At 70.3% G+C, this 22417-nt stretch carries 24 protein-coding genes, 3 tRNA genes and 1 pseudogene; 10 read left to right on the top strand and 18 right to left on the bottom strand.

Features of this window, described 5'->3' with window-relative positions:
• Positions 1 to 193: 193 nt before the first annotated feature.
• On the top strand, positions 194 to 1420 hold the full coding sequence (locus tag ACFWYS_RS00960; RefSeq protein ID WP_272112608.1) for a pyridoxal phosphate-dependent aminotransferase: 1227 nt from the start codon (positions 194 to 196) through the stop codon (positions 1418 to 1420).
• A 136-nt stretch (positions 1421 to 1556) separates the two neighbouring features.
• Positions 1557 to 2585, top strand: a complete 1029-nt coding sequence (locus ACFWYS_RS00955; RefSeq protein ID WP_384761822.1) for an adenosine deaminase — start codon at positions 1557 to 1559, stop codon at positions 2583 to 2585.
• Positions 2586 to 2625: 40 nt separating this feature from the next.
• On the opposite strand, the gene ACFWYS_RS00950 is transcribed toward ACFWYS_RS00955, so the two are convergent.
• On the bottom strand, positions 2626 to 3222 hold the full coding sequence (locus ACFWYS_RS00950) for a TetR/AcrR family transcriptional regulator (protein WP_384761820.1): 597 nt from the start codon (positions 3220 to 3222) through the stop codon (positions 2626 to 2628).
• 106 nt (positions 3223 to 3328) lie between these two features.
• Here ACFWYS_RS00950 and ACFWYS_RS00945 point away from each other — a divergent pair, with 106 nt between their 5' ends.
• Positions 3329 to 3961 (top strand): NAD(P)-dependent oxidoreductase, encoded by a 633-nt coding sequence (locus tag ACFWYS_RS00945; RefSeq protein WP_384761818.1) that lies wholly within the window; start codon positions 3329 to 3331, stop codon positions 3959 to 3961.
• A 34-nt stretch (positions 3962 to 3995) separates the two neighbouring features.
• Here the strand turns inward: ACFWYS_RS00945 and ACFWYS_RS00940 are convergent, their stop codons facing one another.
• From ACFWYS_RS00940 to ACFWYS_RS00900, 9 genes are all read right to left on the bottom strand, one after another.
• Positions 3996 to 5051: a UDP-N-acetylmuramate dehydrogenase gene (locus tag ACFWYS_RS00940; RefSeq protein WP_384761816.1), complete on the bottom strand. Its 1056-nt coding sequence runs from the start codon at positions 5049 to 5051 to the stop codon at positions 3996 to 3998.
• Positions 5052 to 5150: 99 nt separating this feature from the next.
• Positions 5151 to 5531 (bottom strand): DUF3291 domain-containing protein, encoded by a 381-nt coding sequence (locus ACFWYS_RS00935; protein ID WP_384761814.1) that lies wholly within the window; start codon positions 5529 to 5531, stop codon positions 5151 to 5153.
• Between the two features lie 81 nt (positions 5532 to 5612).
• Complete coding sequence (locus ACFWYS_RS00930) at positions 5613 to 7073, bottom strand: MFS transporter (protein WP_384761812.1); 1461 nt, start codon at positions 7071 to 7073, stop codon at positions 5613 to 5615.
• 122 nt (positions 7074 to 7195) lie between these two features.
• The gene (locus ACFWYS_RS00925; RefSeq protein WP_384761810.1) at positions 7196 to 7759 is read right to left on the bottom strand and encodes a TetR/AcrR family transcriptional regulator; all 564 of its coding nucleotides are present in this window, start codon (positions 7757 to 7759) and stop codon (positions 7196 to 7198) included.
• 176 nt (positions 7760 to 7935) lie between these two features.
• A complete protein-coding gene (locus tag ACFWYS_RS00920) occupies positions 7936 to 8364 on the bottom strand; it encodes a MaoC family dehydratase (RefSeq protein ID WP_384761808.1) in 429 nt (142 codons plus the stop codon).
• A gap of 5 nt (positions 8365 to 8369) precedes the next feature.
• Positions 8370 to 8834: a MaoC family dehydratase N-terminal domain-containing protein gene (locus tag ACFWYS_RS00915; protein WP_272112599.1), complete on the bottom strand. Its 465-nt coding sequence runs from the start codon at positions 8832 to 8834 to the stop codon at positions 8370 to 8372.
• 161 nt (positions 8835 to 8995) lie between these two features.
• Positions 8996 to 9160, bottom strand: a complete 165-nt coding sequence (gene rpmG / locus ACFWYS_RS00910) for a 50S ribosomal protein L33 (protein ID WP_003948671.1) — start codon at positions 9158 to 9160, stop codon at positions 8996 to 8998.
• Positions 9161 to 9250: 90 nt separating this feature from the next.
• Positions 9251 to 9323 (bottom strand) — tRNA-Met (locus ACFWYS_RS00905).
• A gap of 46 nt (positions 9324 to 9369) precedes the next feature.
• Positions 9370 to 9442, bottom strand: a tRNA-Thr gene (locus tag ACFWYS_RS00900).
• A 286-nt stretch (positions 9443 to 9728) separates the two neighbouring features.
• Between ACFWYS_RS00900 and ACFWYS_RS00895 the strand changes: the two genes are divergently transcribed.
• The 3 genes from ACFWYS_RS00895 to ACFWYS_RS00885 all read left to right on the top strand — a co-directional run bounded on the left by ACFWYS_RS00895 (position 9729) and on the right by ACFWYS_RS00885 (position 12270).
• Positions 9729 to 10994: an amidohydrolase family protein gene (locus ACFWYS_RS00895; protein ID WP_384761806.1), complete on the top strand. Its 1266-nt coding sequence runs from the start codon at positions 9729 to 9731 to the stop codon at positions 10992 to 10994.
• 233 nt (positions 10995 to 11227) lie between these two features.
• Positions 11228 to 11884, top strand: coding sequence for an SDR family oxidoreductase (locus ACFWYS_RS00890; protein WP_384761804.1), 657 nt, complete (start codon positions 11228 to 11230; stop codon positions 11882 to 11884).
• Positions 11885 to 11937: 53 nt separating this feature from the next.
• Positions 11938 to 12270, top strand: a complete 333-nt coding sequence (locus ACFWYS_RS00885; protein ID WP_384762218.1) for a nuclear transport factor 2 family protein — start codon at positions 11938 to 11940, stop codon at positions 12268 to 12270.
• 102 nt (positions 12271 to 12372) lie between these two features.
• Here ACFWYS_RS00885 and ACFWYS_RS00880 read toward each other — a convergent pair whose 3' ends face one another.
• Entirely contained in the window at positions 12373 to 12585 is a 213-nt protein-coding gene (locus ACFWYS_RS00880) for a hypothetical protein (RefSeq protein ID WP_384761802.1), read from the bottom strand.
• Positions 12586 to 12799: 214 nt separating this feature from the next.
• On the opposite strand from ACFWYS_RS00880, the gene ACFWYS_RS00875 reads away from it, so the two are divergent.
• Both ACFWYS_RS00875 and ACFWYS_RS00870 read left to right on the top strand, forming a co-directional pair.
• A complete protein-coding gene (locus ACFWYS_RS00875) occupies positions 12800 to 13594 on the top strand; it encodes a hypothetical protein (protein ID WP_384761800.1) in 795 nt (264 codons plus the stop codon).
• Positions 13587 to 13961: pseudogene (locus tag ACFWYS_RS00870) on the top strand (GntR family transcriptional regulator); the annotation flags it as partial. The gene ACFWYS_RS00875 and the pseudogene ACFWYS_RS00870, both read left to right, overlap by 8 nt.
• Before the next feature lie 369 nt (positions 13962 to 14330).
• Here the strand turns inward: ACFWYS_RS00870 and ACFWYS_RS00865 are convergent.
• A tRNA-Tyr gene (locus tag ACFWYS_RS00865) sits at positions 14331 to 14412 on the bottom strand.
• 226 nt (positions 14413 to 14638) lie between these two features.
• Between ACFWYS_RS00865 and ACFWYS_RS00860 the strand changes: the two genes are divergently transcribed.
• On the top strand, positions 14639 to 15127 hold the full coding sequence (locus ACFWYS_RS00860) for a YajQ family cyclic di-GMP-binding protein (protein ID WP_384761798.1): 489 nt from the start codon (positions 14639 to 14641) through the stop codon (positions 15125 to 15127).
• A gap of 109 nt (positions 15128 to 15236) precedes the next feature.
• On the opposite strand, the gene ACFWYS_RS00855 is transcribed toward ACFWYS_RS00860, so the two are convergent.
• Positions 15237 to 15503, bottom strand: coding sequence for a GlsB/YeaQ/YmgE family stress response membrane protein (locus ACFWYS_RS00855; RefSeq protein ID WP_272114225.1), 267 nt, complete (start codon positions 15501 to 15503; stop codon positions 15237 to 15239).
• 213 nt (positions 15504 to 15716) lie between these two features.
• Here ACFWYS_RS00855 and ACFWYS_RS00850 point away from each other — a divergent pair, with 213 nt between their 5' ends.
• On the top strand, positions 15717 to 16982 hold the full coding sequence (locus ACFWYS_RS00850; RefSeq protein WP_384761796.1) for an APC family permease: 1266 nt from the start codon (positions 15717 to 15719) through the stop codon (positions 16980 to 16982).
• 192 nt (positions 16983 to 17174) lie between these two features.
• Here the strand turns inward: ACFWYS_RS00850 and ACFWYS_RS00845 are convergent, their stop codons facing one another.
• The 5 genes from ACFWYS_RS00845 to ACFWYS_RS00825 form a co-directional block, all read right to left on the bottom strand.
• Entirely contained in the window at positions 17175 to 17741 is a 567-nt protein-coding gene (locus ACFWYS_RS00845) for an SMI1/KNR4 family protein (RefSeq protein WP_384761794.1), read from the bottom strand.
• A gap of 96 nt (positions 17742 to 17837) precedes the next feature.
• Positions 17838 to 18233: a YccF domain-containing protein gene (locus ACFWYS_RS00840; RefSeq protein WP_384761792.1), complete on the bottom strand. Its 396-nt coding sequence runs from the start codon at positions 18231 to 18233 to the stop codon at positions 17838 to 17840.
• Positions 18230 to 19093 carry a zinc metalloprotease HtpX gene (htpX, locus tag ACFWYS_RS00835; RefSeq protein ID WP_384761790.1) on the bottom strand — a complete coding sequence of 288 codons (864 nt, stop codon included), beginning with the start codon at positions 19091 to 19093 and terminating at the stop codon, positions 18230 to 18232. The genes ACFWYS_RS00840 and htpX overlap by 4 nt, the downstream gene beginning before the upstream one ends.
• Before the next feature lie 228 nt (positions 19094 to 19321).
• On the bottom strand, positions 19322 to 20845 hold the full coding sequence (locus ACFWYS_RS00830) for an NADH-quinone oxidoreductase subunit N (RefSeq protein WP_384761788.1): 1524 nt from the start codon (positions 20843 to 20845) through the stop codon (positions 19322 to 19324).
• A complete protein-coding gene (locus ACFWYS_RS00825) occupies positions 20842 to 22416 on the bottom strand; it encodes a NuoM family protein (protein ID WP_384761786.1) in 1575 nt (524 codons plus the stop codon). The genes ACFWYS_RS00830 and ACFWYS_RS00825 overlap by 4 nt, the downstream gene beginning before the upstream one ends.
• Between the last annotated feature and the right edge of the window lies 1 nt (position 22417).

The following is a 22417-nucleotide window of genomic DNA, read 5'->3' as shown; positions in this document are numbered from 1 at the left end:
ACGTGGTCCGGAGCGTCAGGTCGAACAGAAAGTGGCCGATGGGGGCTTGGGGAACGGAAGATCGCCTGGGGATCGCCGGGGCGACAACGCAAGATCGCCCTGGCCGTGGCATGGATCCGGATGGTTGTTCAACCGGTGTTCAGTCCGTGAAACCCGCGTGCCGCCCGCGTTTCCAGTCTGAAACGATGGGCCCATGAGCGCTGCAACCCCTCCCACCGAGCGCCGGGTCTCCGCCCGAGTCGGCGCGATCTCCGAGTCCGCCACCCTCGCCGTGGACGCGAAGGCCAAGGCCCTCAAGGCCGCCGGGCGTCCGGTGATCGGCTTCGGCGCCGGTGAGCCCGACTTCCCGACTCCGGACTACATCGTCGAGGCCGCGATCGAGGCCTGCAAGAACCCCAAGTACCACCGCTACACCCCGGCCGGCGGTCTGCCCGAGCTGAAGGCCGCGATCGCCGCGAAGACGCTGCGCGACTCCGGCTACGAGCCCGACGTCTCGCAGATCCTCGTCACCAACGGCGGCAAGCAGGCCATCTACGAGGCCTTCGCCGCGATCCTCGACCCGGGCGACGAGGTCATCGTCCCGGCCCCCTACTGGACCACGTACCCGGAGTCGATCCGCCTCGCCGGCGGTGTCCCGGTCGAGGTCGTCGCCGACGAGACCACCGGCTACCGCGTCTCCGTGGAGCAGCTGGAGGCCGCCCGTACGGAGAAGACGAAGGTCGTCCTCTTCGTGTCGCCGTCCAACCCGACCGGCGCCGTCTACAGCGAGGCCGAGACCGAGGCGATCGGCCGCTGGGCCGTCGAGCACGGCCTGTGGGTGATGACGGACGAGATCTACGAGCACCTTGTCTACGGCGACGCGGTGTCCGTGTCGCTGCCCGCGCTCGTTCCCGAACTGCGCGACAAGTGCGTCGTGGTCAACGGTGTCGCCAAGACGTACGCCATGACGGGCTGGCGGGTCGGCTGGATCATCGGCCCGAAGGACGTGGTGAAGGCCGCGACCAACCTGCAGTCGCACGCCACGTCGAACGTCTCGAACGTGGCCCAGGTGGCCGCCCTCGCCGCCGTCTCCGGTGACCTGGACGCGGTCGCGAAGATGCGCGAGGCCTTCGACCGCCGCCGCAAGACGATCGTGCGGATGCTCAACGAGATCGACGGTGTGCTCTGCCCGGAGCCCGAGGGCGCCTTCTACGCGTACCCGTCGGTCAAGGCGCTGATCGGCAAGGAGATCCGCGGCAAGCGCCCGCAGGACACGGTCGAGCTGGCCGCGCTGATCCTGGAGGAGGCCGAGGTCGCGGTCGTCCCGGGTGAGGCGTTCGGCACGCCGGGCTATCTGCGGCTGTCGTACGCGCTCGGTGACGAGGACCTCGTCGAGGGCGTGAGCCGGATCCAGAAGCTGCTGGCCGAGGCCAGGGACTGACCACCTCCTCACATGAGGAGGTGGTGGCGGGCCGTTCCCCTCGGGGAGCGGCCCGTTCGTCGTTTGCGCGTGCGAGCAAGACCACGTTCGGGGAAAGCGCTACCGGGACGGGTGGGGCGTGCGGCAGGATCCTGGAATGGAGCGTGTACGTGATGTCTCTGAGCTGCCGAAGGCCCATCTGCACCTGCACTTCACCGGCTCGATGCGGCCGACGACCCTGCTGGAACTGGCCGACAAGTACGGTGTGCGCCTGCCCGAGGCGCTGACCGACGCGCTGACCAGCGGGGAGCCGCCGAAGCTGCGGGCGACGGACGAGCGGGGCTGGTTCCGCTTCCAACGCCTGTACGACGCGGCGCGCTCGTGCCTGCGACAGCCGGAGGACATCCAGCGGCTGGTCAGAGAGGCCGCGGAGGAGGACGTCAGGGACGGCTCCGGCTGGCTGGAGATCCAGGTCGACCCGACGTCGTACGCGCCTCGGCTGGGCGGGCTGATCCCGGCGCTGGAGATCATCCTGGACGCGGTGGAGACGGCGTCGCGGGAGACGGGGCTCGGAATGCGCGTCCTGGTCGCCGCGAACCGGATGAAGCATCCCCTGGAGGCCCGCACACTGGCGCGGCTCGCGGTGCGGTACGCCGACCAGGGCGTGGTCGGCTTCGGGTTGTCGAACGACGAACGCCGGGGCATGGCGCGGGACTTCGACCGGGCCTTCCACATCGCGCGCGAGGGCGGCCTGCTGTCGGCTCCGCACGGCGGTGAGCTGACCGGCCCGTCCTCGGTCCGTGACTGCCTGGACGACCTGGACGCGCACCGGATCGGCCACGGGGTGCGGGCGGCCGAGGACCCGCGGCTGCTCAAGCGCCTCGCCGACAGGGGCGTGACCTGCGAGGTGTGTCCCGCGTCGAATGTCGCCCTCGGCGTCTACGAGAAGCCGGAGGACGTCCCGCTGCGGACCCTGTACCAGGCCGGGGTCCCGATGGCCCTCGGCGCCGACGACCCGCTGCTCTTCGGCTCCCGTCTCGCCGCGCAGTACGACATCGCGCGCCACTGCCACGCCTTCACGGACGAGGAACTGGCGGAGCTGGCCCGGCAGTCGGTGCGGGGGTCGGCCGCGCCGGAGGAGGTGAAGGGCAAGCTGCTGGCGGGGGTGGACGACTGGCTCGCCTAGGCCCCGCGGGGCGGCAGCACGGCGAGGTCGGTCGGCCGGGTCAGTCGGCGATGCCGGCGAGCAGCGTGCGGGCCAGCCGGGCGGCGAACTCGTCGGCAGGAGGCCGTACGGCCTCCTTGGTCGCGTCGTAGGCGAAGGCCCGCTGCGCGCAGGCGCCCATCAGCAGTGACGCCGCCGCGTACGTGTCCGCGTCCGTGCTGACCCGCCCCAGCTCCTGCTCGGCCCGCAGATACGTGTCGAGCTCCTGGATCGGCACATGCGGACCCGCCCCCATCTGCCGTACGGCGTCGTCGTGCCGCCGCTTGAGCTCGGTCTGCGCGTACAGCGACGCGGCGATCGGGAAGCTCTGTTCGTAGAACAGCGCGGCCTGGCGGGCGATCTCGGTGAGGTTCTCCTCCAGGGAGTACCGGCCCGGCTCGGCGGCGAGGCTGCCGAGCAGTGGGCGGAGCGGGGGCAGCCGCTCGGTGAGCACGCGGATGAACAGCTCCTCCTTGCTGTCGAAGTGCTTGTACAGCGCCGCCTCGGAGCATCCGGCCGCCCGCGCGATCTCCTTGGTCGTGGCCCGCGCCAGCCCGACCGTGAGCATCAGGTCGTGCGCGGCGTCGAGAAGCCGGACCCGGGTCGGCTTGTTCTCCATGAGATCTCCAATCGCCCTTGACGGGTGGGTGAGTACTTACTCACTCTAGAGGGAGCAGGGGGTGAGTGAATACTCACCCACCCATCTCATGCACACGGGAGCCCTCATGAAACTCACCGTCTTCGGCGCCACCGGAGGCATCGGCAAGGAGATCGTCCGCCAGGCCCTGGACGCCGGTCACGAGGTCACGGCCGTCGTACGGGACCCCGCGCGCCTGCCCCTCGCCGGTGACCGTCTGGAGGTGTTCCGCGCGGACCTCACGGACCCCGGCGCGCTACGGCCCGCCGTCGCCGGACGGGACGCCGTGCTGTCGGGGCTCGGCGCCCGCGGCCGCGGGGACGCGGGGGTCGCGGTACGGCTGACCCGTACGGTACTGGCGGCCGTGGAGGCCGAGGAGGTGCGGCGGCTGCTCGTGGTGAGTGCCGCGCCGGTCGGACCTGAGCCGGAGGGGGATGGGTTCCTGGACCGTGCCGTGCGCGGGGTCGTGTCGGCGGTTCTGAAGGACATCTACGCCGACCTGCGGGAGATGGAGGCCGAGGTTGCTCGCAGCGCCAGGTACTGGACGGTCGTCCGGCCTCCGCGTCTGCAGGACAAGCCGGTCACCGGCAGGTACCGCACGGTCGTGGGCGGTTTTCCCCGCAAGGGGCGATTCATCGGGCGGGCCGATGTGGCGCACGCGATGCTGCAGATGCTCGGGGACCCGACGACGGTGAAGCAGGGGGTGGGCGTCGCCTACTGAAGGCCGCCTTCCGCCGCCCGACCCAGAGCCCGGCCTAGAGGCTGACGCCGACCGTCACCGGCTCGTTGACCAACGTGATGCCGAAGGCCTCGCGGACGCCCGCGACGACCTCGCGGGCGAGCGTCAGGAGGTCCTCGGTGGTCGCTTCGCCGCGGTTGGTGAGGGCGAGGGTGTGCTTGGTGGAGATGCGGGCGGGGCCGGTGCCGTATCCCTTGGTGAAGCCCGCCTTGTCGATGAGCCAGGCCGCGGAGGTCTTGGTGTGCCCCTCCCCCGCCGGGTAGGCGGGCGGCTCCACGCCGTCGCCGAGGTGCTCGCGCACACGCGCGTGGAACGCGGCGAACTGCTCGTCGGTGAGGATCGGGTTGGTGAAGAAGGACCCGGCCGACCAGGTGTCGTGGTCCTCGGGGTCCAGGACCATGCCCTTGCCGCTGCGCAGCTTCAGCACCGTCTCGCGCGCGGCCGCCAGGGGGACGCGGTCGCCGACCTCGACGCCGAGGGCGCGGGCCGTCTCGGCGTACTTGACGGGGGCGGAGAGGCCGTCGGCGTCCTCCAGCCGGAAGCGGACACGCAGGACGACGTAGCGCTCGGGGTCGGCCTTGAAGCGGCTGTGGCGGTAGGAGAAGGCGCACTCGGAGTTCGGGACGACGACGGTCTCGCCGGACCGGCGGTCGTACGCGATCACCTCGGTGATCGTCGAGGAGACCTCCTGGCCGTACGCGCCGACGTTCTGGATCGGCGTGGCGCCCGCGGAGCCGGGGATTCCGGCGAGGCACTCGACGCCGGCGAGCCCGGCCTCGACAGTGCGGGCGACGGCCTCGGTCCACACCTCGCCGGCGGCCAGTTCGAGGGTGGTGCCGTCCAGCTCGAAGCCCTTGGTGGCGATGACGAGTGCGGTGCCCTCGAAGCCCTTGTCTCCGATGACCAGGTTCGATCCGCCGCCGATGAGCAGCAGGGGCGTCCCGGCGGCGTCCGCCTCGCGTACGACGTCGATCACCTCGGCGTCGGTGGTGGCGGTGACCAGGCGGGTGGCGGGGCCGCCCAGCCGGAAGGTGGTGAGGGGGGCGAGGGGGGCGTCGTGGAGTTCCAGCACGCGCTCAAGAGTACGAGACGGCACTGACAGCCCCGGCACCCGTGGAGAGCACCGGGGCTGAGCGCCGGGGCCGAAGCACGCACCACGCGCGCGTGCCGTTCAGGTCAGGCGACGGAACGCCTCCGTCCAGTCGAGGGGAAGCTCGTCGCTCGACACCTGCCAGGTGGCGAACTTCGCGTCCCGCATCTGGGCCGACAGGCCCCGCGAGGTCGGGGCGTGGGTGCCCGAGCGGGCGAATTCCTTGAGCGCGGCGGGCGACTCCCAGGCGGAGAGCGTCCAGAAGGTCCGCTTGAACGGCTCGGCCTTCAGGGAGGCGCCGTACGCCCCGGGCGCCCGGCTCACCTGCCGCCACACACCCGGCGTACGGGCGAGGAAGCGGAACGCTCCCCAGAGGGTGCGGGTTTCGAAGCGGGAGGCGAAGACGTGCACCTCGGTGTTGCTCGGGGCGGGATTCGGGACGGTCCAGGGAAGGGTGGGCATGACTGCTCCTCAAGGTCCGGGGCGGGGGCGATGCGGTCGGTGGGGTGAGGGGGGTCGGTCGGGTCGTCCGGGTCGAAGGGCTCAGCGCGAGGCCGTCTCCAGCACGCGATCCGACGCCTGCTCGCCCGCGCTCACCGCCTCGCCACCCCGCCGCCGGGCCGGGATGGTCAGGGCCGCGAGACCGGCGAGGGCCACCACCGTGGCGCCGGTGATCAGGGCCGGCCGCAAGCCGTCGACGAAGGTCTGGCCGGTCTCGTAGCCGCCCTGCGCCGAGAAGATCGACGCCATGACGGCGATACCGAGCGCACCGCCGACCTCACGCAGGGCGTTGTTGGCGCCGGAGGCGATGCCCTGCTCGGAGGCGCGGACGCTGGACATGACCAGGTTGGAGGCCGGGGCGAAGAACAGGGCCATGCCGATACCGCTGATGATCAGGCCGGGCAGCTGGGCGGTGTAGGAGGCATCCACGGTGGTCACGGAGGCCAGATAGCCGAGCCCGGCCGCCTGGAAGAACAGGCCGGTGGCGACGACGGGACGGCCCCCGATGCGGTCGGACAGGATGCCGGCGATCGGCGCGACGAGCATCGGCATGCCGGTCCACGGCAGCATCCGCAGCCCCGCCTCGGTCGGCGTGTAGCCGAGCACGCCCTGCATGTACTGGCTGAGCAGGAAGATCGAACCGAACATGCCGAAGAACATCAGCATGCTCGCGGCGTTGATCCCGGAGAACGCCCGGGAACGGAACAGCCGCATCGGCAGCATCGGGTTCTTGGCGCGGGTGCTGTAGAGGACGAACCCGACGAGCAGCGCGCCTCCGGTGAACAGGCCGGTCAGGACCAGACGCCCGGTCCAGCCGTCGGCGGGGCCGCGCACCAGGCCGTACACGATCCCGAACAGGCCACCGCTGGCGAGCAGGGTGCCGGGGATGTCCAGCGGGGCGCCGGTGCCGTGCGACTCGGCGAGGCGCAGGCGGGCCAGCGGCAGCAGGGCGAGGCCCAGCGGAACGTTCAGCCAGAAGATCCACTGCCAGGAGATGTGCTCGGTGAGGCTGCCGCCGATGAGCGGCCCGGACGCGATCGCGAGCCCGTTGACGGCACCCCAGATACCGAAGGCCGTCCCCCGCTTGGCCGCGGGCACGGCCGCCGTCAGCAGGGTCAGCGTCAGCGGCATCATGATCGCCGCGCCGGCGCCCTGGACCGCGCGGGCGGCGATGAGGGAGTCGATGCCGGGCGCGACGGCCGCGGCGGCGGACGCGCCGGTGAAGATCGTGATGCCGACGAGGAAGAGCCGGCGACGGCCGAAGCGGTCACCGAGCGCCGCGCCGAACATCAGCAGGACGGCGAAGGTGAGTGTGTACGCACTCACCGTCCATTCCAGGTCGTGCAGCTCTCCACCCAGGTCTTCGCGGATGGAGGGCAGCGCGGTGGTGACCACGAGGTTGTCGAGCGACGCCATGAATCCGGCGACGCTGGTGATGACGAGGGCCCAGGCGGCCCCGCCCCGGCGGGTTGTCCGCGCGTTCGGTTCGGTGTGTTGTGACATCGCTCCCCCTGGGGTGATGCGTTGCGCTTGCTGCGGATGACTGTTTACCGTCTGGATAGTTATCGATCACTAACTTTTACGGTCCGAGAAAAAGGCGGGCGAGCCTTCGCCGCTCCCCGCCCCTACGACCGCCCCTCGTTCCCGTCCACCGGGTCCATCCCTCTCCAGACCCGATGCTCAGGAGGGAAGCCCATGGCCACCAGGCAGTTGATGAGCATGCCGTACGCCATGAAGGACGTCGTCTCATTGACGTCCGCCCCCAGCGGCAGATGAACCGCGTCCCACAGCCGCATCCAGCCGGCCCGCACGGTCTCGCCGAACTCGCGGTCGCCCTCCTGCTCGGCGGCCGCCACGGCGAGGTACATCTGCATCTGCATCATCAGCCGCTCGGGCTGCTCCGAGACGACCTTCCGGTACGCGGCACCCATGGCATGCAGGGCCTCTTCACCCTCCAGCCCCTCGGCCGCCTCGGTGAACATCCGGGTGGTGTCCTCCACGCAGCGCTCGGCCGCCGCGAGGAAGATCGCCTTCTTGCCCGGGAAGAGCCGGAAGAGATACGGCTGCGAGACGCCGACCCGCTTGGCGATCGCCTCGGTCGACGTGCCGTAGTAGCCACCGCGGGCGAACTCGGCGGTCGCCGCACGGATGACGCTCTCGCGCCTTTCTTCTGCGCTCATCCTGGCCATGAGAGTTAAGTTAGTACTCAATCACTAACTAGGTCAAGGGGCCGCCGGGAAGCGGTACGGGAATGCGGGGAGACGGACATACGTAAGGGGGCAAACATGCGTAAGGGGAGGCGGACATACGTAAGGGGCGCCCCGCCATGGAGAACGCCCCTTACCTCACGGCACGCGCGTGCCGTTCACGCCAGCCGTACGACCGCCCGCGACATCCCGAGCACCTTCTGCCCGGCACTCTTCACGGTCAGGTCCACACGCACCTGGTTGTCGTCGAGCTTGACCGCGACCTTGCCGCTGACCTCGACCGTGGCGCCCTGGTCGTCGTTCGGTACGACGACGGGCTTGGTGAAGCGGACGCCGTACTCGACGACCGCGCCCGGGTCGCCGGTCCAGTCGGTGACCACACGGATCGCCTCGGCCATGGTGAACATGCCGTGCGCGATGACGTCCGGCAGCCCGACCTCCTTGGCGAACTTCTCGTTCCAGTGGATCGGGTTGAAGTCACCGGAGGCGCCCGCGTACTGGACGAGCGCGGCGCGGGTCACGGGAAAGGTCTGGGTGGGCAGCTCGGTGCCGACCTCGACGTCACCGTACGCAATCTTCGCCGTCATCGGTCTCAGGCCTCCCCTTCTGCGGAGTCCGCCCCACGGGCCACGAGCTTCGTCCAGGCGGTCACGACATGCTCCCCCGCCTCGTCGTGGACCTCGCCGCGGATGTCCAGGATCTCGTTGCCCGCCATGGACTTGATCGCCTCGATGGTCGAGACGACGGTCAGCCGGTCACCGGCACGCACCGGGCGGGTGTAGGCGAACTTCTGGTCGCCGTGCACCACCCGGCTGTAGTCCAGGCCCAACTGGGGATCCCGGACGGCCTGCGCCGCGGCCTTGTACGTGATCGCGAAGACGAAGGTCGGCGGGGCGATCACATCCGAGTGGCCGAGCGCCTTGGCGGCCTCCGGGTCCAGGTACGCCGGGTTGGTGTCCCCCACGGCCTCCGCGAACTCACGGATCTTCTCCCGGCCCACCTCATAGGGGTCGGTGGGCGGGTAGCTCCGCCCCACGAAGGACTGGTCGAGCGCCATGGCTCGGTACCTCCTGCTGTCTGCTGGGGATGACCTGCTGGTTCACCCGGTCGATTCATCCGGCTGCTGCACCTGGGGCCCGGAACCGACCGGTAACCGGGGCGGAAACGACGCGAGGCCGCCCCCCAGACTGCGGGGGCGGCCTCGCGTACGAGCCTGATTTATCGCGTCTCGCGGTGCGCGGTGTGCGCGTTGCAACGCGGGCAGTGCTTCTTCATCTCAAGACGGTCCGGGTTGTTACGCCGGTTCTTCTTGGTGATGTAGTTCCGCTCCTTGCACTCCACGCAGGCCAGCGTGATCTTCGGGCGGACGTCGGTGGCAGCCACGTGAGTGCTCCTTGACGAACGGATAGGAATGATTTAACGCATAGAAGAGTAGCCGATCGAAGGACCGACCCCACAATCGGCTACTGTCAGTAGCGGTGACCGGACTTGAACCGGTGACACAGCGATTATGAGCCGCTTGCTCTACCGACTGAGCTACACCGCTGTGATGCGATCGGCCCCCGCCTTGCGACGGGAACCTCCCACACCAGAGCCCCAATACGGAATCGAACCGTAGACCTTCTCCTTACCATGGAGACGCTCTACCGACTGAGCTATTGGGGCGAGCGATGAAGACATTACACGCTCGGCTGCCGTTCACCCAAATCCGTTTCGCAGCGCCTCCCTGCGGCCGATCGGCTGAGTGAACCGGCACCTCGCAGGCCACTGCAGCACGGCGCACGGGGCTCCCCTCCGGCGGACCACACCGGTACGACTATTGCGCTCCTGCACGCCAGGGCGGGACAGCCACCCTAGGCTCGTCTCACTCTGCGTGATCTTGCGTGCCCGGCGCAGTTGCCCGGCACCCTCCCCACAGCCCCGACGCGCAGCCCCGAACCTCTGGAACGCGATGCCCGACAGTCAGCCCCAGCCGCCCCACTCGTCGTCCTCGTCGGGCTCGTCCGGACCGGCCGACCCGACCGCACTGCTGCTGTGCGGGGCGCGGCTCAACGACGGCCGGACCGTGGACGTCCGGCTGGTCGGCGGGCGCATCGAGGCGGTCGGTACGGCCGGGAGCCTGGCGGGCGACGGCACACGCGTGTGCGGCGCGCGCGTGGATCTCAGCGGCTATCTGCTCCTGCCGGCCCCTGCCGAACCGCACGCCCACGGCGACACCGCGCTCTCCGCCGACGAGGGCGGACCGGTCTCGTACGAACCCCACGACGTGCAGCGCCGAGCCACCGAGGCCGCTCTGCTGCAGCTGGGGCACGGGGCGACCGCGCTGCGGGCACACGTGCGCGTGGGCGACGTCCAGGGTCTGGGCCCGCTGGCCGCCGTACTGCAGGCACGGCGTTCGCTGCGCGGGCTCACCGAACTGACGACGGTGGCGATGCCCCGGCTGCTGACCGGAGTGGCCGGCGCCGACGGGCTCGCGATGCTGCGGGACGCGGTCAAGATGGGCGCCTCGGTGGTCGGCGGCTGTCCCGACCTGGATCCGGATCCCACGGGTTACGTGGAGGCGGTCCTGGAGGTCGCCTCGGAGCACGGCTGCCCCGTCGACCTGCACACCGACGCCACCGACCCCGCGCGTCTGGCCCGCCTCGCGGCGATGGCCGGCGGGCTGCGCCCCGGCGTCGCGCTCGGCCCGTGCGGCGGCCTGGGGCGCCTGCCGGCCCAGGCCGCCTCCCGTACCGCGGACCAGCTCGCGGCGGCCGGGGTGACGGTGGTGTGCCTGCCCCAGGGCGGCTGCGGGGGCGCGGAACGGCGGGCCACGGCGCCCGTACGACTGCTGCGCGCGGCCGGCGTACGCGTCGCGGCCGGAAGCGGCGCCCTGCGGGACGTATCGAACCCGGTGGGACGCGGGGACCCGCTGGAGGCCGCCTACTTGCTCGCGTCACGCCACGGACTGCGCCCCGAGGACGCCTACGACGCCGTGAGCACGTCGGCGCGTGCGGTGCTGGGCCTGCCCGAGGTGCGGGTGGAGGCGGGCTTCCCGGCCGAGTTGCTGGCGGTACGCGGGGACCGGCTGGCGGGTGCGCTGTCGCTCGCGTACAGCCGCATCGTGGTGCACCGGGGGCGCGTAGTGGCACGGACGAGCGCGGTGCGGGAGTACTGCAACTCGGCTGTGGCGGCGGAGTTGGGGCTGCCGCGGCAGGGACGGGGAGAGTTGTCCTGAAGGGTGAGGCTGCGGGGTGGGCGGGCGCGGTGGGGGTGGGGGTGGGCGGGCGCGCGCGATCGGCTTGTGCGCCGGGGGTCAGCGCCCAGTTGCGTGCGCTCGGCGCGAGTTCGGAACGGTGGCGCTCGTAGCTGCCCCGCTCGGCGCTCGCACATGTGGTGCGCGCCCCAGAGGCATGGGGCGTGGCTGAAGTCGTGCGGCGGATGCGGCCGTCCGGGCGTACGGTCGGAAACATGCGCATTGTCATCGCTGGTGGTCATGGTCAGATCGCGCTGCGGCTGGAGAGGCTGCTCGCCGCGCGCGGAGACGAGGTCGCGGGGATCATCCGCAAGGCCGAACAGGCCGACGACCTACGGGACGCCGGAGCCGAACCCGTCGTGCTGGACCTGGAGTCGGCCTCGGTCGAGGAGGTCGCGGCACGGTTGCAGGGTGCGGACGCGGCAGTCTTCGCGGCCGGCGCGGGCCCCGGCAGCGGGACCGGCCGCAAGGACACGGTGGACAAGGGGGCTGCGGTCCTGTTCGCGGACGCGGCGGTCCGGGCGGGCGTACGGCGTTTCCTGATCGTGTCGTCGATGGGCGCGAACCCGCAGCACGAGGGCAGCGAGATCTTCGACGTCTATCTGCGCGCCAAGGGCGCGGCCGACGAGTACGTGCGCGGCCTGGACGCCCTGGACTGGACGATCCTGCGCCCCGGCATGCTGACGAACGACGCCGGAACCGGCCAGGTACGCCTGGAGGCCCGCACCGGCCGCGGTCCCATCCCGCGCGACGACGTGGCCGCCGTACTCGCGGAGTTGCTCGACACCCCGGCGACGACCGGCCTGACGCTCGAACTGATCAGCGGGTCGGCTCCGGTTTCGGTGGCGGTGAAGTCGGTGGCGGGGAACTGAAGTTCCTGGGCGCCGAGGGGGTTCCCGCCGTCCAGGAGGCGCTGTTGCGGCGCATGTACGAGGTCTTCTCCACGGACGAGCGGGAGACCTTCATGCAACGGTGCCTCGCGCCCGACGTGGACTGGCCGAACGTCCTGGACGGAGCCCGGCTGCACGGACACGACGCGGTACACGCCTACTGGGCCCGGCAGTTCACCGCCGGACATCCCTTCGTACGGCTGGAGGGCCTGCGCCGGGACGAGGACGGCGAGGCGGTCGTGGCGACCGTACGGCCGGGGATGCGTGACGCGTCGGGTGACCGGTGGGCGGAGCAGACGGTCGAGCATGTGTACCGGTTCGACGGGGACGGGCTGGTGCCTCGGATGGACGTGCGGGCGGGCAACTAGGGGCGGGCCTAGGGACCGGCCTTCGAGAGGGGCTCAAGGTGGGCTCGCGCCGGTGAGGCTCGACGAGCGGCTCGGTGGGTGGGTCGGTCGGCTTTCGGGGCCTCAGAACAGGGGGAGCTGTCCGGGGAACTCGGGCACGACGTACCCGTCCAGGGCGGGCTGCGCGGCGCCGAGTTGCGCCTGGCGCCGGGATCCCGGACACGACACGAGTTCCCCGTGCTCCCGCGCGCCAGGCGGATCGTGCCGCGCGAACCGACCGGCGACGACGGCGATCTCACGACGACACTCGGGGCAGTTTCTGCGACGCGTGGTCATGGGGCCAGTGTGCCCCGGGCTGGGAGATGGAACGCGAAAAACCAAGGGGCCCCCTGAGCCGGAGGACGTCCCCTTCTTCGCGCAGGAGGGAACTCCCTTGCGCCAGAAGCCGTCTCCTTGCGAATCCCCTTGTGTCGAGCATTTGACACAAGATTCCGAGCCGGGCCATCTTGTACCCACTATTTGATACAAGATGATCTGGGGGGATCTCCATATGCTCGACACCGTCCCGCTCCAGTCCCGGCTCCTCGACCACGCCGACCACTACGCCCGCTGGTCCGGCCTGGCCATCGGCATCGTGGTCGCACAGCAGTTGGTCACGATGGAGAGCGGCGACATCACGCTGCCCCTCGTGTTCGCCATCACCGCTTTCGGCCTGTGCGCGGTGGGCGGTGTTCTGCTCGGCGACGCCCTGACCCTGCGTCCCCAGGAAGCGGTACGCACCGCGAGTCTCGCCCCGCGGCTGGTCCGGGACCAGGTGCCGCCCCGTATGGCGCCCCTGCTTCTTCTGGAGGCCGCGTCCCTCGTCACCCTGTTGGTGATCGGCGCGGTCACGGCCTCCTCCGACCCCGACCGGTCAGGCAGAGCGGGACGCGTCATCACCGTCACCTGCGAAGGGATGCGCACCTCCCTCGGCCCCTGGCCCGGCCTGTACTACAGCGGCCCGATGTTCGCCGCCCTCGCGGTGGGAACCCCCGTCTGCGTCTGGGCCCTGCGCCGTATCGCCCACAGCCCGGGCGGCGACCAGCAGCGCCGCGACCGCGCGTGGGCGACCACCGGAGCCTGGGGGCTGCTGGTGTCGAGCCAGGTGCTGCTCGTTGTACTGATGATCTTCGTCGCGCTCACGGAGAATGCTTGCGCCGGCCCGCTGGGCGCGGCCACCATCGTGGTGCTCTGCCCCCTGGGCCTGCTGAGCCTGTTCACGTTCGGATGGTCCCTGGTCACCGTCGTGGCACCCCGGGCAGTGGAGGACGAGGCGGCCCACGATGGGACTTTCGACGATGAGTGACCCCGCCCTTCGCGTCGACACCGCCAGCCAGGTACCGCCGTACGAGCAGATCCGCGCCCAGCTGGCCGCCCTGATCCGCACCGGTCGGCTGACCGAGGGCGAGCGCCTGCCGACCGTGCGCCAGCTCGCCGCCGACCTCGGCCTGGCGCCGGGCACCGTGGCCCGCGCCTACCGCGAGCTGGAGGCCGCCGAGCTGATCCGCACCCGCCGTGGCGCGGGCACCCGGGTCGCGGCGCTCCCGTCCGAGCCATACGCCCACGATGCCGACCAACTCACCACTCTGGCCCGGGACTTCACCTCCTCCGCCCGAGCCCTCGGCGCCGACACCGAGGACATCCTGACCGCCGTCCGCGACGCCTTGGACCCGGGGCCCGTCTCCTCTTCGACCACTGCTGACCGCGGAACGGGTGTTCCCAGGACGGCCGGCGTCCGCGCAAGTCACAGGGGTGAGGGACAAGCCTGAGCAGCAGGCACAAAAACAGCGGACGTAACAGGCAAAGGTGACTGCCTCAGAACTGCGCGCGCAGAACGGCTAGGTGACTTGGTACGGGCACACACACGCGCGCGTGCGCGCCTGGGCCGCAGATGGGACCGACTCCCTGCCAGGTCCCGCCGCAACGACGCCGATGCCCTGGCGCCCAAGGAGGAGCGGTCGCCGTTCGAACGTGCGCGTTCGAATAAAAAGAAACCCCCTCCGCACTGCGTTTCCGCAGATTGGAAGGGGCTTCTCTCAGCGTGGCGGCGCCAGGATTCGAACCTGGGAAGGCTGAGCCGGCAGATTTACAGTCTGCTCCCTTTGGCCGCTCGGGCACACCGCCGGGTTTGCTGCCTTGTTCGAACCGCTTTTCGGCGGTGCTCCCTGGCAACGACGTAAACAATACCCGATGCCTGGGGGTGCTTCGCCACCCGATTGATCGCCTCTCTGAGGACCAGGGGTGGCTAGGCTTGTCCGGATGCGGTCCGGGGCCTGCCCCGGGCTCGGCGGCCACCCCACGCCCGCCGACACGCACCCCACACGCACCCCGATACAAGGAGCCACAGGACATGGCCGACTCCAGTTTCGACATCGTCTCGAAGGTCGAGCGGCAGGAGGTCGACAACGCCCTCAACCAGGCCGCCAAGGAGGTTTCGCAGCGCTACGACTTCAAGGGCGTGGGCGCCTCGATCGCGTGGTCCGGTGACAAGATCCTGATGGAGGCGAACTCCGAGGACCGGGTGAAGGCTGTCCTCGACGTCTTCCAGTCCAAGCTGATCAAGCGCGGGATCTCGCTGAAGGCCCTGGACGCGGGCGAGCCCCAGCTCTCGGGCAAGGACTACAGGATCTTCGCGTCCATCGAGGAGGGCATCTCCCAGGAGAACGCGAAGAAGGTGGCGAAGATCATTCGCGACGAGGGCCCGAAGGGCGTGAAGGCGCAGGTGCAGGGCGACGAGCTGCGGGTCAGCTCGAAGAGCCGGGACGACCTGCAGGCCGTGATCGCCCTGCTGAAGGGCAAGGACTTCGAGTTCGCAGTGCAGTTCGTGAACTACCGGTGAGCCGCTGACTCACGGTCGTAGGTCGCGGGAAGGACGAGGAAGGGTGGGCACCCCCGAGGGTGCCCACCCTTCTCGCCTGCTGGCTGCGGTCCGGGGGTGTGCTCCTGGCTCAGTTGCGCGAGTGGCCGAACAGGATGCGGTAGGCGATCAGGAGCACGAGTGAGCCGCCGATAGCGGCGGCCCAGGTGGCGCCGTCGTAGAAGTCCTTGGTGATCGGGTGGTCCAGCCAGCGGGACGAGATCCAGCCACCGATGAACGCGCCGGAGATACCGATGATCGTCGTGCCGATGAAGCCGCCCGGGTCGCGGCCCGGCAGCAGGAACTTGGCGATGGCCCCGGCCAACAGCCCCAGGATGATCCAGCTGATGATGGTCATGCCCTGAACCTGCCCTTCCGCGCTGCGCTTTCACTGTCCGACCTGTGTGACTTCGGTGCGGACGGGCTGTGCGTGGCGCGACGTGCGTGTGCTTTGCGTGCCGCGTGCCGCTCGGCTCTGAGACCGGCTCGTGGCGCGCTTGTTCGTGTCCTGTTGAAGGAGAGGACGTCACCGTGGCACTCCTCGGTTGCACTGATCAGTAGGGTTCGGGCCATGACGGGCTCCAGTTCTGCTTCCCAGCTGCGGCGCACCCTGGGGGTCGGGGACGCCGTGGTCATCGGGCTCGGCTCGATGGTCGGAGCCGGAATCTTCGCCGCCCTGGCACCGGCCGCGCGCGCGGCCGGATCCGGGCTGTTGCTCGGGCTCGCGGTCGTCGCCGTGGTCGCCTACTGCAACGCCACGTCGTCGGCGCGGCTGGCCGCCTTGTATCCGGCCTCCGGTGGCACGTATGTGTACGGCCGCGAGCGGCTCGGGGAGTTCTGGGGGTATCTCGCGGGCTGGTCGTTCGTCGTGGGCAAGACGGCGTCCTGTGCGGCGATGGCGCTCACTGTGGGTGCGTACGTCTGGCCGGCGCAGGCGCACGCGGTGGCGGTCGCGGCCGTGGTGGCACTGACCGCGGTGAACTACGGCGGCGTGCAGAAGTCCGCCTGGCTGACGCGGGTGATCGTTGCGGTGGTCCTGGCTGTCCTCGCTTGTGTGGTGGTCGTGTGTCTGGGGTCCGGCGAGTCCGATGCCGGGCGGCTGGACGTCGGGGTCTCGGGCGGCGTGGGCGGGATGCTGCAGGCGGCGGGGCTGCTGTTCTTCGCCTTCGCCGGGTACGCGCGGATCGCGACCCTCGGTGAGGAGGTGCGGGACCCGGCGCGCACGATCCCCCGGGCGATTCCGCTGGCCCTGGGCATCGCGCTGGTGGTGTACGCGTGTGTGGCGGTGGCTGTCCTTTCCGTGCTGGGGTCGGAGGCTCTCGGGGAAGCGGGGGCGCCGCTGGCCGACGCGGTGCGGGCGGCCGGGGTGCCGGGGCTGGCGCCCGTGGTGCGGGTCGGTGCGGCCGTCGCCGCGCTGGGCTCACTGCTCGCCCTGATCCTGGGCGTCTCGCGGACGACGCTGGCCATGGCCCGCGACCGTCATCTGCCGGGCGCTCTGGCGGCCGTGCATCCGCGCTTCCAGGTACCGCACCGGGCCGAACTGGCCGTGGGTGCGGTGGTCGCGGTCCTGGCCGCCACGGTGGACGTACGGGGCGCGATCGGGTTCTCCTCCTTCGGTGTGCTGGCCTACTACGCCGTGGCCAATGCCTCGGCCTGGACGCTCGACTCGAAGCCGACTGCACGGCTCGTCCCGGCGGTCGGGCTTCTCGGCTGCGTGGTGCTGGCGTTCTCCCTTCCGGGGATATCGGTCGTTGCCGGTGCGGGCGTGCTGGCGGTGGGTGTGATCGCGTACGGCGTGCGGCGGTGGGTGGTGGAGCGGTCGGGTGGCGGGGAGTAGAGACCGGTAGGTAGGGCCGCTGGACATCGCCGAGGGCGCGAGAATTAGCCGGGTCTCCTCGGCGTCCGTATCCGTCGTGGCCCGAGCGACGGTCATCGGTCCTCTCGGCACACCGTCACAGTCGGTCCACTCACAACGAACGGTCCGCTCAGCGCCCGTCGGCCGAGTCGCCAGCCATCGGCGCACGCCTGCTCAGGACGTCCGTGTCGCCTCCGTACGTATGTGGAAGTCAGCCCAAGGGGCCATCTCCAGCTCCTCGTTCGCCTCCTCGTACCAACCCGTGCCGTCGACCCAGGCGCGCAGCCAGTCGGTGAGGCTCGGGGCGTCGACGTACCACGCCCGGTCGGCGTCGTCGGCGTTCGGTTCGAAGAGCAGGACGGTGGCCTCAGGGCTGCGGCAGTCCACGCACGCGTACATCGCGCAGCCCCAGTGGGATATCGGAAGGACGCCTTCGGGCCAGGGCCAGTCGGGGTCCTTGCGGGCGCTCTCGCGGTTGGCGAGGTACTGCGTGACGGCGGCGGGCTCGCCGGCCGGAGGGCTGTCGAGCAGGGGCAACAGGCCGTACTCCGGGCCGAATCCGCCGTCTCCTATACGCAGGTAGAGGTCGGCGAGCAGTTGAGGCAGACGGAAGCCGAGGGTGGCCTCGGCGCGGGCAAGGGTGGCCGCGTCCACAGGCTCGGGGAGTGAAGGCCAGCCCCACGGACGGGTGTTGCGGGCCTTGTCCGCCACCTTCGTCAGCAACTGCTCGTTCTCGGTCATGCATTCATGATGCAAGCCGCCACTGACAATCGGGCCAGCCTGTGGACAACCGTCGGGTTGTGGAAAACCCTGCGGCTAACGCCCCTGTCCCAGCGGCTACCAGCGCGACGAGAACGGCTGGTCCGTCGGCACGATTTCGCGGCCCAGCGGGAACAGCGACACCGGGATCAGCTTGAAGTTGGCGATGCCGAACGGGATACCGATGATCGTGATGCAGAGGGCGAGACCCGTGACGATGTGGCCGATGGCCAGCCACCAGCCCGCGAGGACCAGCCACAGGACGTTGCCCACGCAGGAGGGGGCTCCGGCGTCGCGGCGCTCGACCGTGGTGTATCCGAAGGGCCACAGGGCGTAGACGCCGATCCGGAAGGCGGCGATGCCGAACGGGATGCCGATGATGGTGATGCAGAGCAGGAGGCCCGCGAGCAGATAGGCGAGGAACAGCCAGAAGCCGCTCAGGACGAGCCAGATGACGTTGAGGATGGTCTTCACTGTGGGGGGCCTGCCATCTTTTCGAGCCGGGCGATACGGTCCGCCATCGGCGGGTGTGTGGAGAACATTCTGGACAACCCCTGACCCGGGCGGAAGGGGTTCGCGATCATCATGTGGCTGGCGGTCTCGATGCGGGGCTCGGGGGGCAGCGGGAGCTGCTTGGTACCGAGTTCGAGCTTGCGCAGCGCGCTGGCGAGGGCGAGCGGGTCACCGGTGAGCTGGGCGCCGGACGCGTCGGCCTCGTACTCCCGGGAGCGGCTGATGGCCAGCTGGATGAGTGAGGCGGCGAGCGGGCCCAGGATCATGATCAGCAGCAGGCCGAGGATGCCGGGGCCCTCGTCGTCGTCGGAGCGGCCGATCGGGATCAGCCAGGCGAAGTTGACCAGGAACATGATCACCGAGGCGAGGGCTCCGGCGACCGATGAGATCAGGATGTCGCGGTTGTAGACGTGGCTGAGTTCGTGGCCGATGACGGCGCGCAGTTCTCGCTCGTCGAGGATGCGCAGGATTCCTTCGGTGCAGCACACGGCGGCGTTGCGCGGGTTGCGGCCGGTCGCGAACGCGTTCGGCGCCTCCGTCGGGGAGATGTACAGGCGGGGCATGGGCTGGCGGGCCTGGGTGGAGAGCTCGCGGACCATGCGGTACAGCGCCGGGGCCTCGAACTCGCTGACCGGGCGGGCCCGCATCGCGCGCAGCGCCAGCTTGTCGCTGTTCCAGTACGCGTACGCGTTCGTACCCAGCGCGATCAGGACCGCGACAACGAGCCCCATGCGGCCGAAGAAGCTGCCGATGACGATGATGAGTGCGGACAGTCCCCCGAGGAGGACTGCGGTCCTGAGCCCGTTGTGCCGGCGGTGCACGGTACGCCCTCCAAGTGGTGCGGCAGGGGAACCCTTTGCTGCTCGATCTGCGGTGCCACTGGTGCCGTGGTGTCACGTCCAGTGGACCCTTCCGTACTGGTCAACGCCAGGCGAGGGCCACGGGTTCCCTGGTGCGTACGGCGGCGGGCGTGGGCCGTCCGGGTGAAGGCTCCGGCACGCGCGTGGGGCGTGGGCCGCTCCACGCGCGCGTGCGGAACGCGCCAGGGCTCAGAAGAGCCCGGTGTCGGCGAAGCGCAGGATCAGCTGAGGGGCTCCCGACAGGACGATGCCGACCACGCCGGTGAGGGCCATCGTGGCCGTCACGGGAGCGGGGACGAGGTGTTTGACGGGCTCGCCCTCGGGGGCGCGGAACAGCAGGGCCGTCCACTGGAGGTAGTAGAACAGCGCGATCACGACGTTGACGGCCATGACCACGGCCAGCCAGCCGAGGCCCGCGTCGACGGCGGCGGAGAAGACGGTGACCTTGGCGAACAGGCCGATGATGCCGGGCGGGAGTCCGGCGAGGCATAGCAGGAAGAAGGCCAGGATCAGGGCGGACAGTGGGTTGCGCGCGTACAGGCCGCGGTAGTCGCTGACGCGGTTGAGGGGCTTTGTACGACCGACCAGTGCGGCCACCGCGAAGGCGCCGAGGTTCACGGCGGCGTACATGAGGGCGTAGGCGACGGTGGAGCCGATGGACCGCTCGGGGTCGTCGGAGTACGCGGCGGCGGCGATCGGCACCAGGAGGTAGCCGGCCTGGCCGACGGAGGACCAGGCGAGCAGGCGTACCGCGCTGTACGCGCGCGTGGCCTGCTGGCGCAGGGCGCCGACGTTGCCGACGGTCATGGTGAGCGCGGCGAGCGCCGCGAGGGCGGGGCCCCAGACGTCGGCGTAGGAGGGGAGGGCGATGATCGTGATGAGGATCAGGCCGGTGAAGCCGACCGCCTTGCCGACGACCGACAGATAGGCGGCGACCGGCAGGGGCGCACCCACATAGGTGTCCGGCACCCAGAAATGGAAGGGCACGGCGGCCGTCTTGAAGGCGAAGCCGATCAGGGTGAGGACGACTCCGGTCTGGGTGAGGATCTGGAACTGCCCGTCGACGTTCTGGATCCGCTCGGCGATCTGGGTGAGGTAGAGGGTGCCTGTGGAGGCGTACACGAAGCTGATGCCCATGAGGCTGACCGCGGTCGCGGTGACCGAGGACAGGAAGAACTTCAGGGCCGCTTCGGAGGACTTTCGGTCGCCGTGGCGCAGGCCGACCAGCGCGAAGGCGGGGAGCGAGGCGACTTCGAGGGCGACGATGAGCGTCGCCAGGTCCCGGGAGGCGGGCAGGAGGGCGGCTCCGGCCGCGGAGGAGAGCAGCAGGAACCAGAACTCCCCTTCGGGGAGTTCCTTCTTGGCGTCCCTGAGGGTGGTGACCGACAGAAGGGCCGCGAGGAGGGCGCCGCCGAGGACCAGGAACTGGATGACGAGGGTGAAGCGGTCGGCCGTGTAGCTGCAGATGCCGGGGTCACCGGAGAGGCAGAAGGTGGAGCGGTCACCGTCCAGGAGGGGCACCAGCAGGAGCGCCGAGGCGGCCAGGCCGGCCACGGACACCCAGCCGAGCAGGGCTTTCCTGCTCTCCGCCAGGAACAGGTCGGCGACGAGGACCACGAGTGCGACGACCGCCGCGACGGTGGGCGGCGCGATGGCGAGCCAGTCGACGGACTGGACCAGCGAGGCGGCCAGGGGCTGGGCCAGGGAGCTCATCGGGTGCCTCCTGCGAGGAGCTGCTGCACGGCCGGGTCGGTGAGGCCGAGGAGGGTCTTCGGCCACAGTCCGGCGACGACGGTGAGGGCGACGAGCGGGGTCCAGGCCACGAACTCGTAGCTCTGGACATCGGCGAGCCTCGGGGCTTCCTGCGGTACGGCGCCCATGCAGACGCGGCGGACCACGACGAGCAGGTACGCGGCGGTGAGCAGGGTGCCGAAGGCGCCGATCGCCATGAAGGTGAGGAAGGCCGGACGGCTGAGGCCGGCGGCGGGCTCGAACGCGCCGAACAGTGCGAGCATCTCGCCCCAGAACCCGGCGAGGCCCGGCAGCCCGAGCGAGGCGACCGCGGCGAAGGCGAGCAGGCCGCCCAGGCGTGGAGCCTTGCCGTACAGCGCGGCGCCGGTCTGCTCGGCGAGGGCGTCGAGGTCGGTCGTGCCGGTACGGTCCTTCAGCGCGCCGACCAGGAAGAACAGCAGGCCGGTGATGAGGCCGTGGGCGATGTTGGCGAACAGGGCGCCGTTCACGCCGGTCGGGGTCATGGTGGCGATGCCGAGCAGCACGAAGCCCATGTGGCCGACGGACGAGTAGGCGATGAGGCGCTTGAGGTCGCCCTTCGCACCCCGCTTGGCGAGGGCCAGGCAGGCCAGGGACCCGTAGATGATCCCGACGACGGCGAAGGCGGCGAGGTAGGGCGCGAAGTCGGCGAAGCCGTCGGGGGTGATCGGCAGCAGAATGCGAACGAACCCGTACGTACCCATTTTCAGCAGCACACCGGCCAGCAGGACCGAGCCGACGGTGGGGGCGGCGGTGTGGGCGTCGGGCAGCCAGCTGTGCAGCGGCCACATCGGCGTCTTGACCGCGAGCCCGAGCCCGATCGCCAGAACGGCGATGACCTGCACGGATGTGGTCAGCGACCGGCCGTTGTCAGTGGCGAGTGCCACCATGTCGAATGTGCCCGCCTTGATTCCGATCAGGAGCAGGCCGAGCAGCATGACCACGGAGCCGAGCAGCGTGTACAGGATGAACTTCCAGGCGGCCGCGGCCCGGCCCTCGCCGCCCCAGCGGGCGATGAGGAAGTACATCGGGATCAGGACCATCTCGAAGGCGAGGAAGAACAGCAGCAGGTCGAGGACGGCGAAGGTGGCGAGGGTGCCGGACTCCAGGACGAGCAGCAGTGCGACGAAGGCCTTCGGGGTCGGGCCCGAGGGCATCTTGAAGTACGAGTAGAGCGCGCAGAGGAAGGTCAGCAGCGCGGTCAGGACCAGAAGGGGGAGGGAGATGCCGTCGATGCCGAGGTGGATGCGTACGTCGAGTGCGGGGATCCAGCTGATGTCCGTGCTGGCCTGCATCTTCGACGGCTGGTCGTGGTCGAAGCCGAGCGCGAGGACGAGCGCGGCGATGAGGACTGCGCCGGTGACGGTGATGCCGTGCCGGAGCACCGCCTGCTCGGGCGACTTCCCCTTCAGCCCCGGCGGGGCGGGCAGGAGAGCGGCGGCGGCGCCGAGGAGCGGGCCGACGACGACGAACGCCAGAAGGAACTGCATCACGGACTCGTTGATATCGATCACG

This window comes from Streptomyces sp. NPDC059010 (genome assembly GCF_042740355.1).
Classification (GTDB): Bacteria; Actinomycetota; Actinomycetes; order Streptomycetales; family Streptomycetaceae; genus Streptomyces.
Note: the sequence above shows the minus strand (reverse complement) of the source record. Positions and strands in the feature narration are given on the sequence as shown.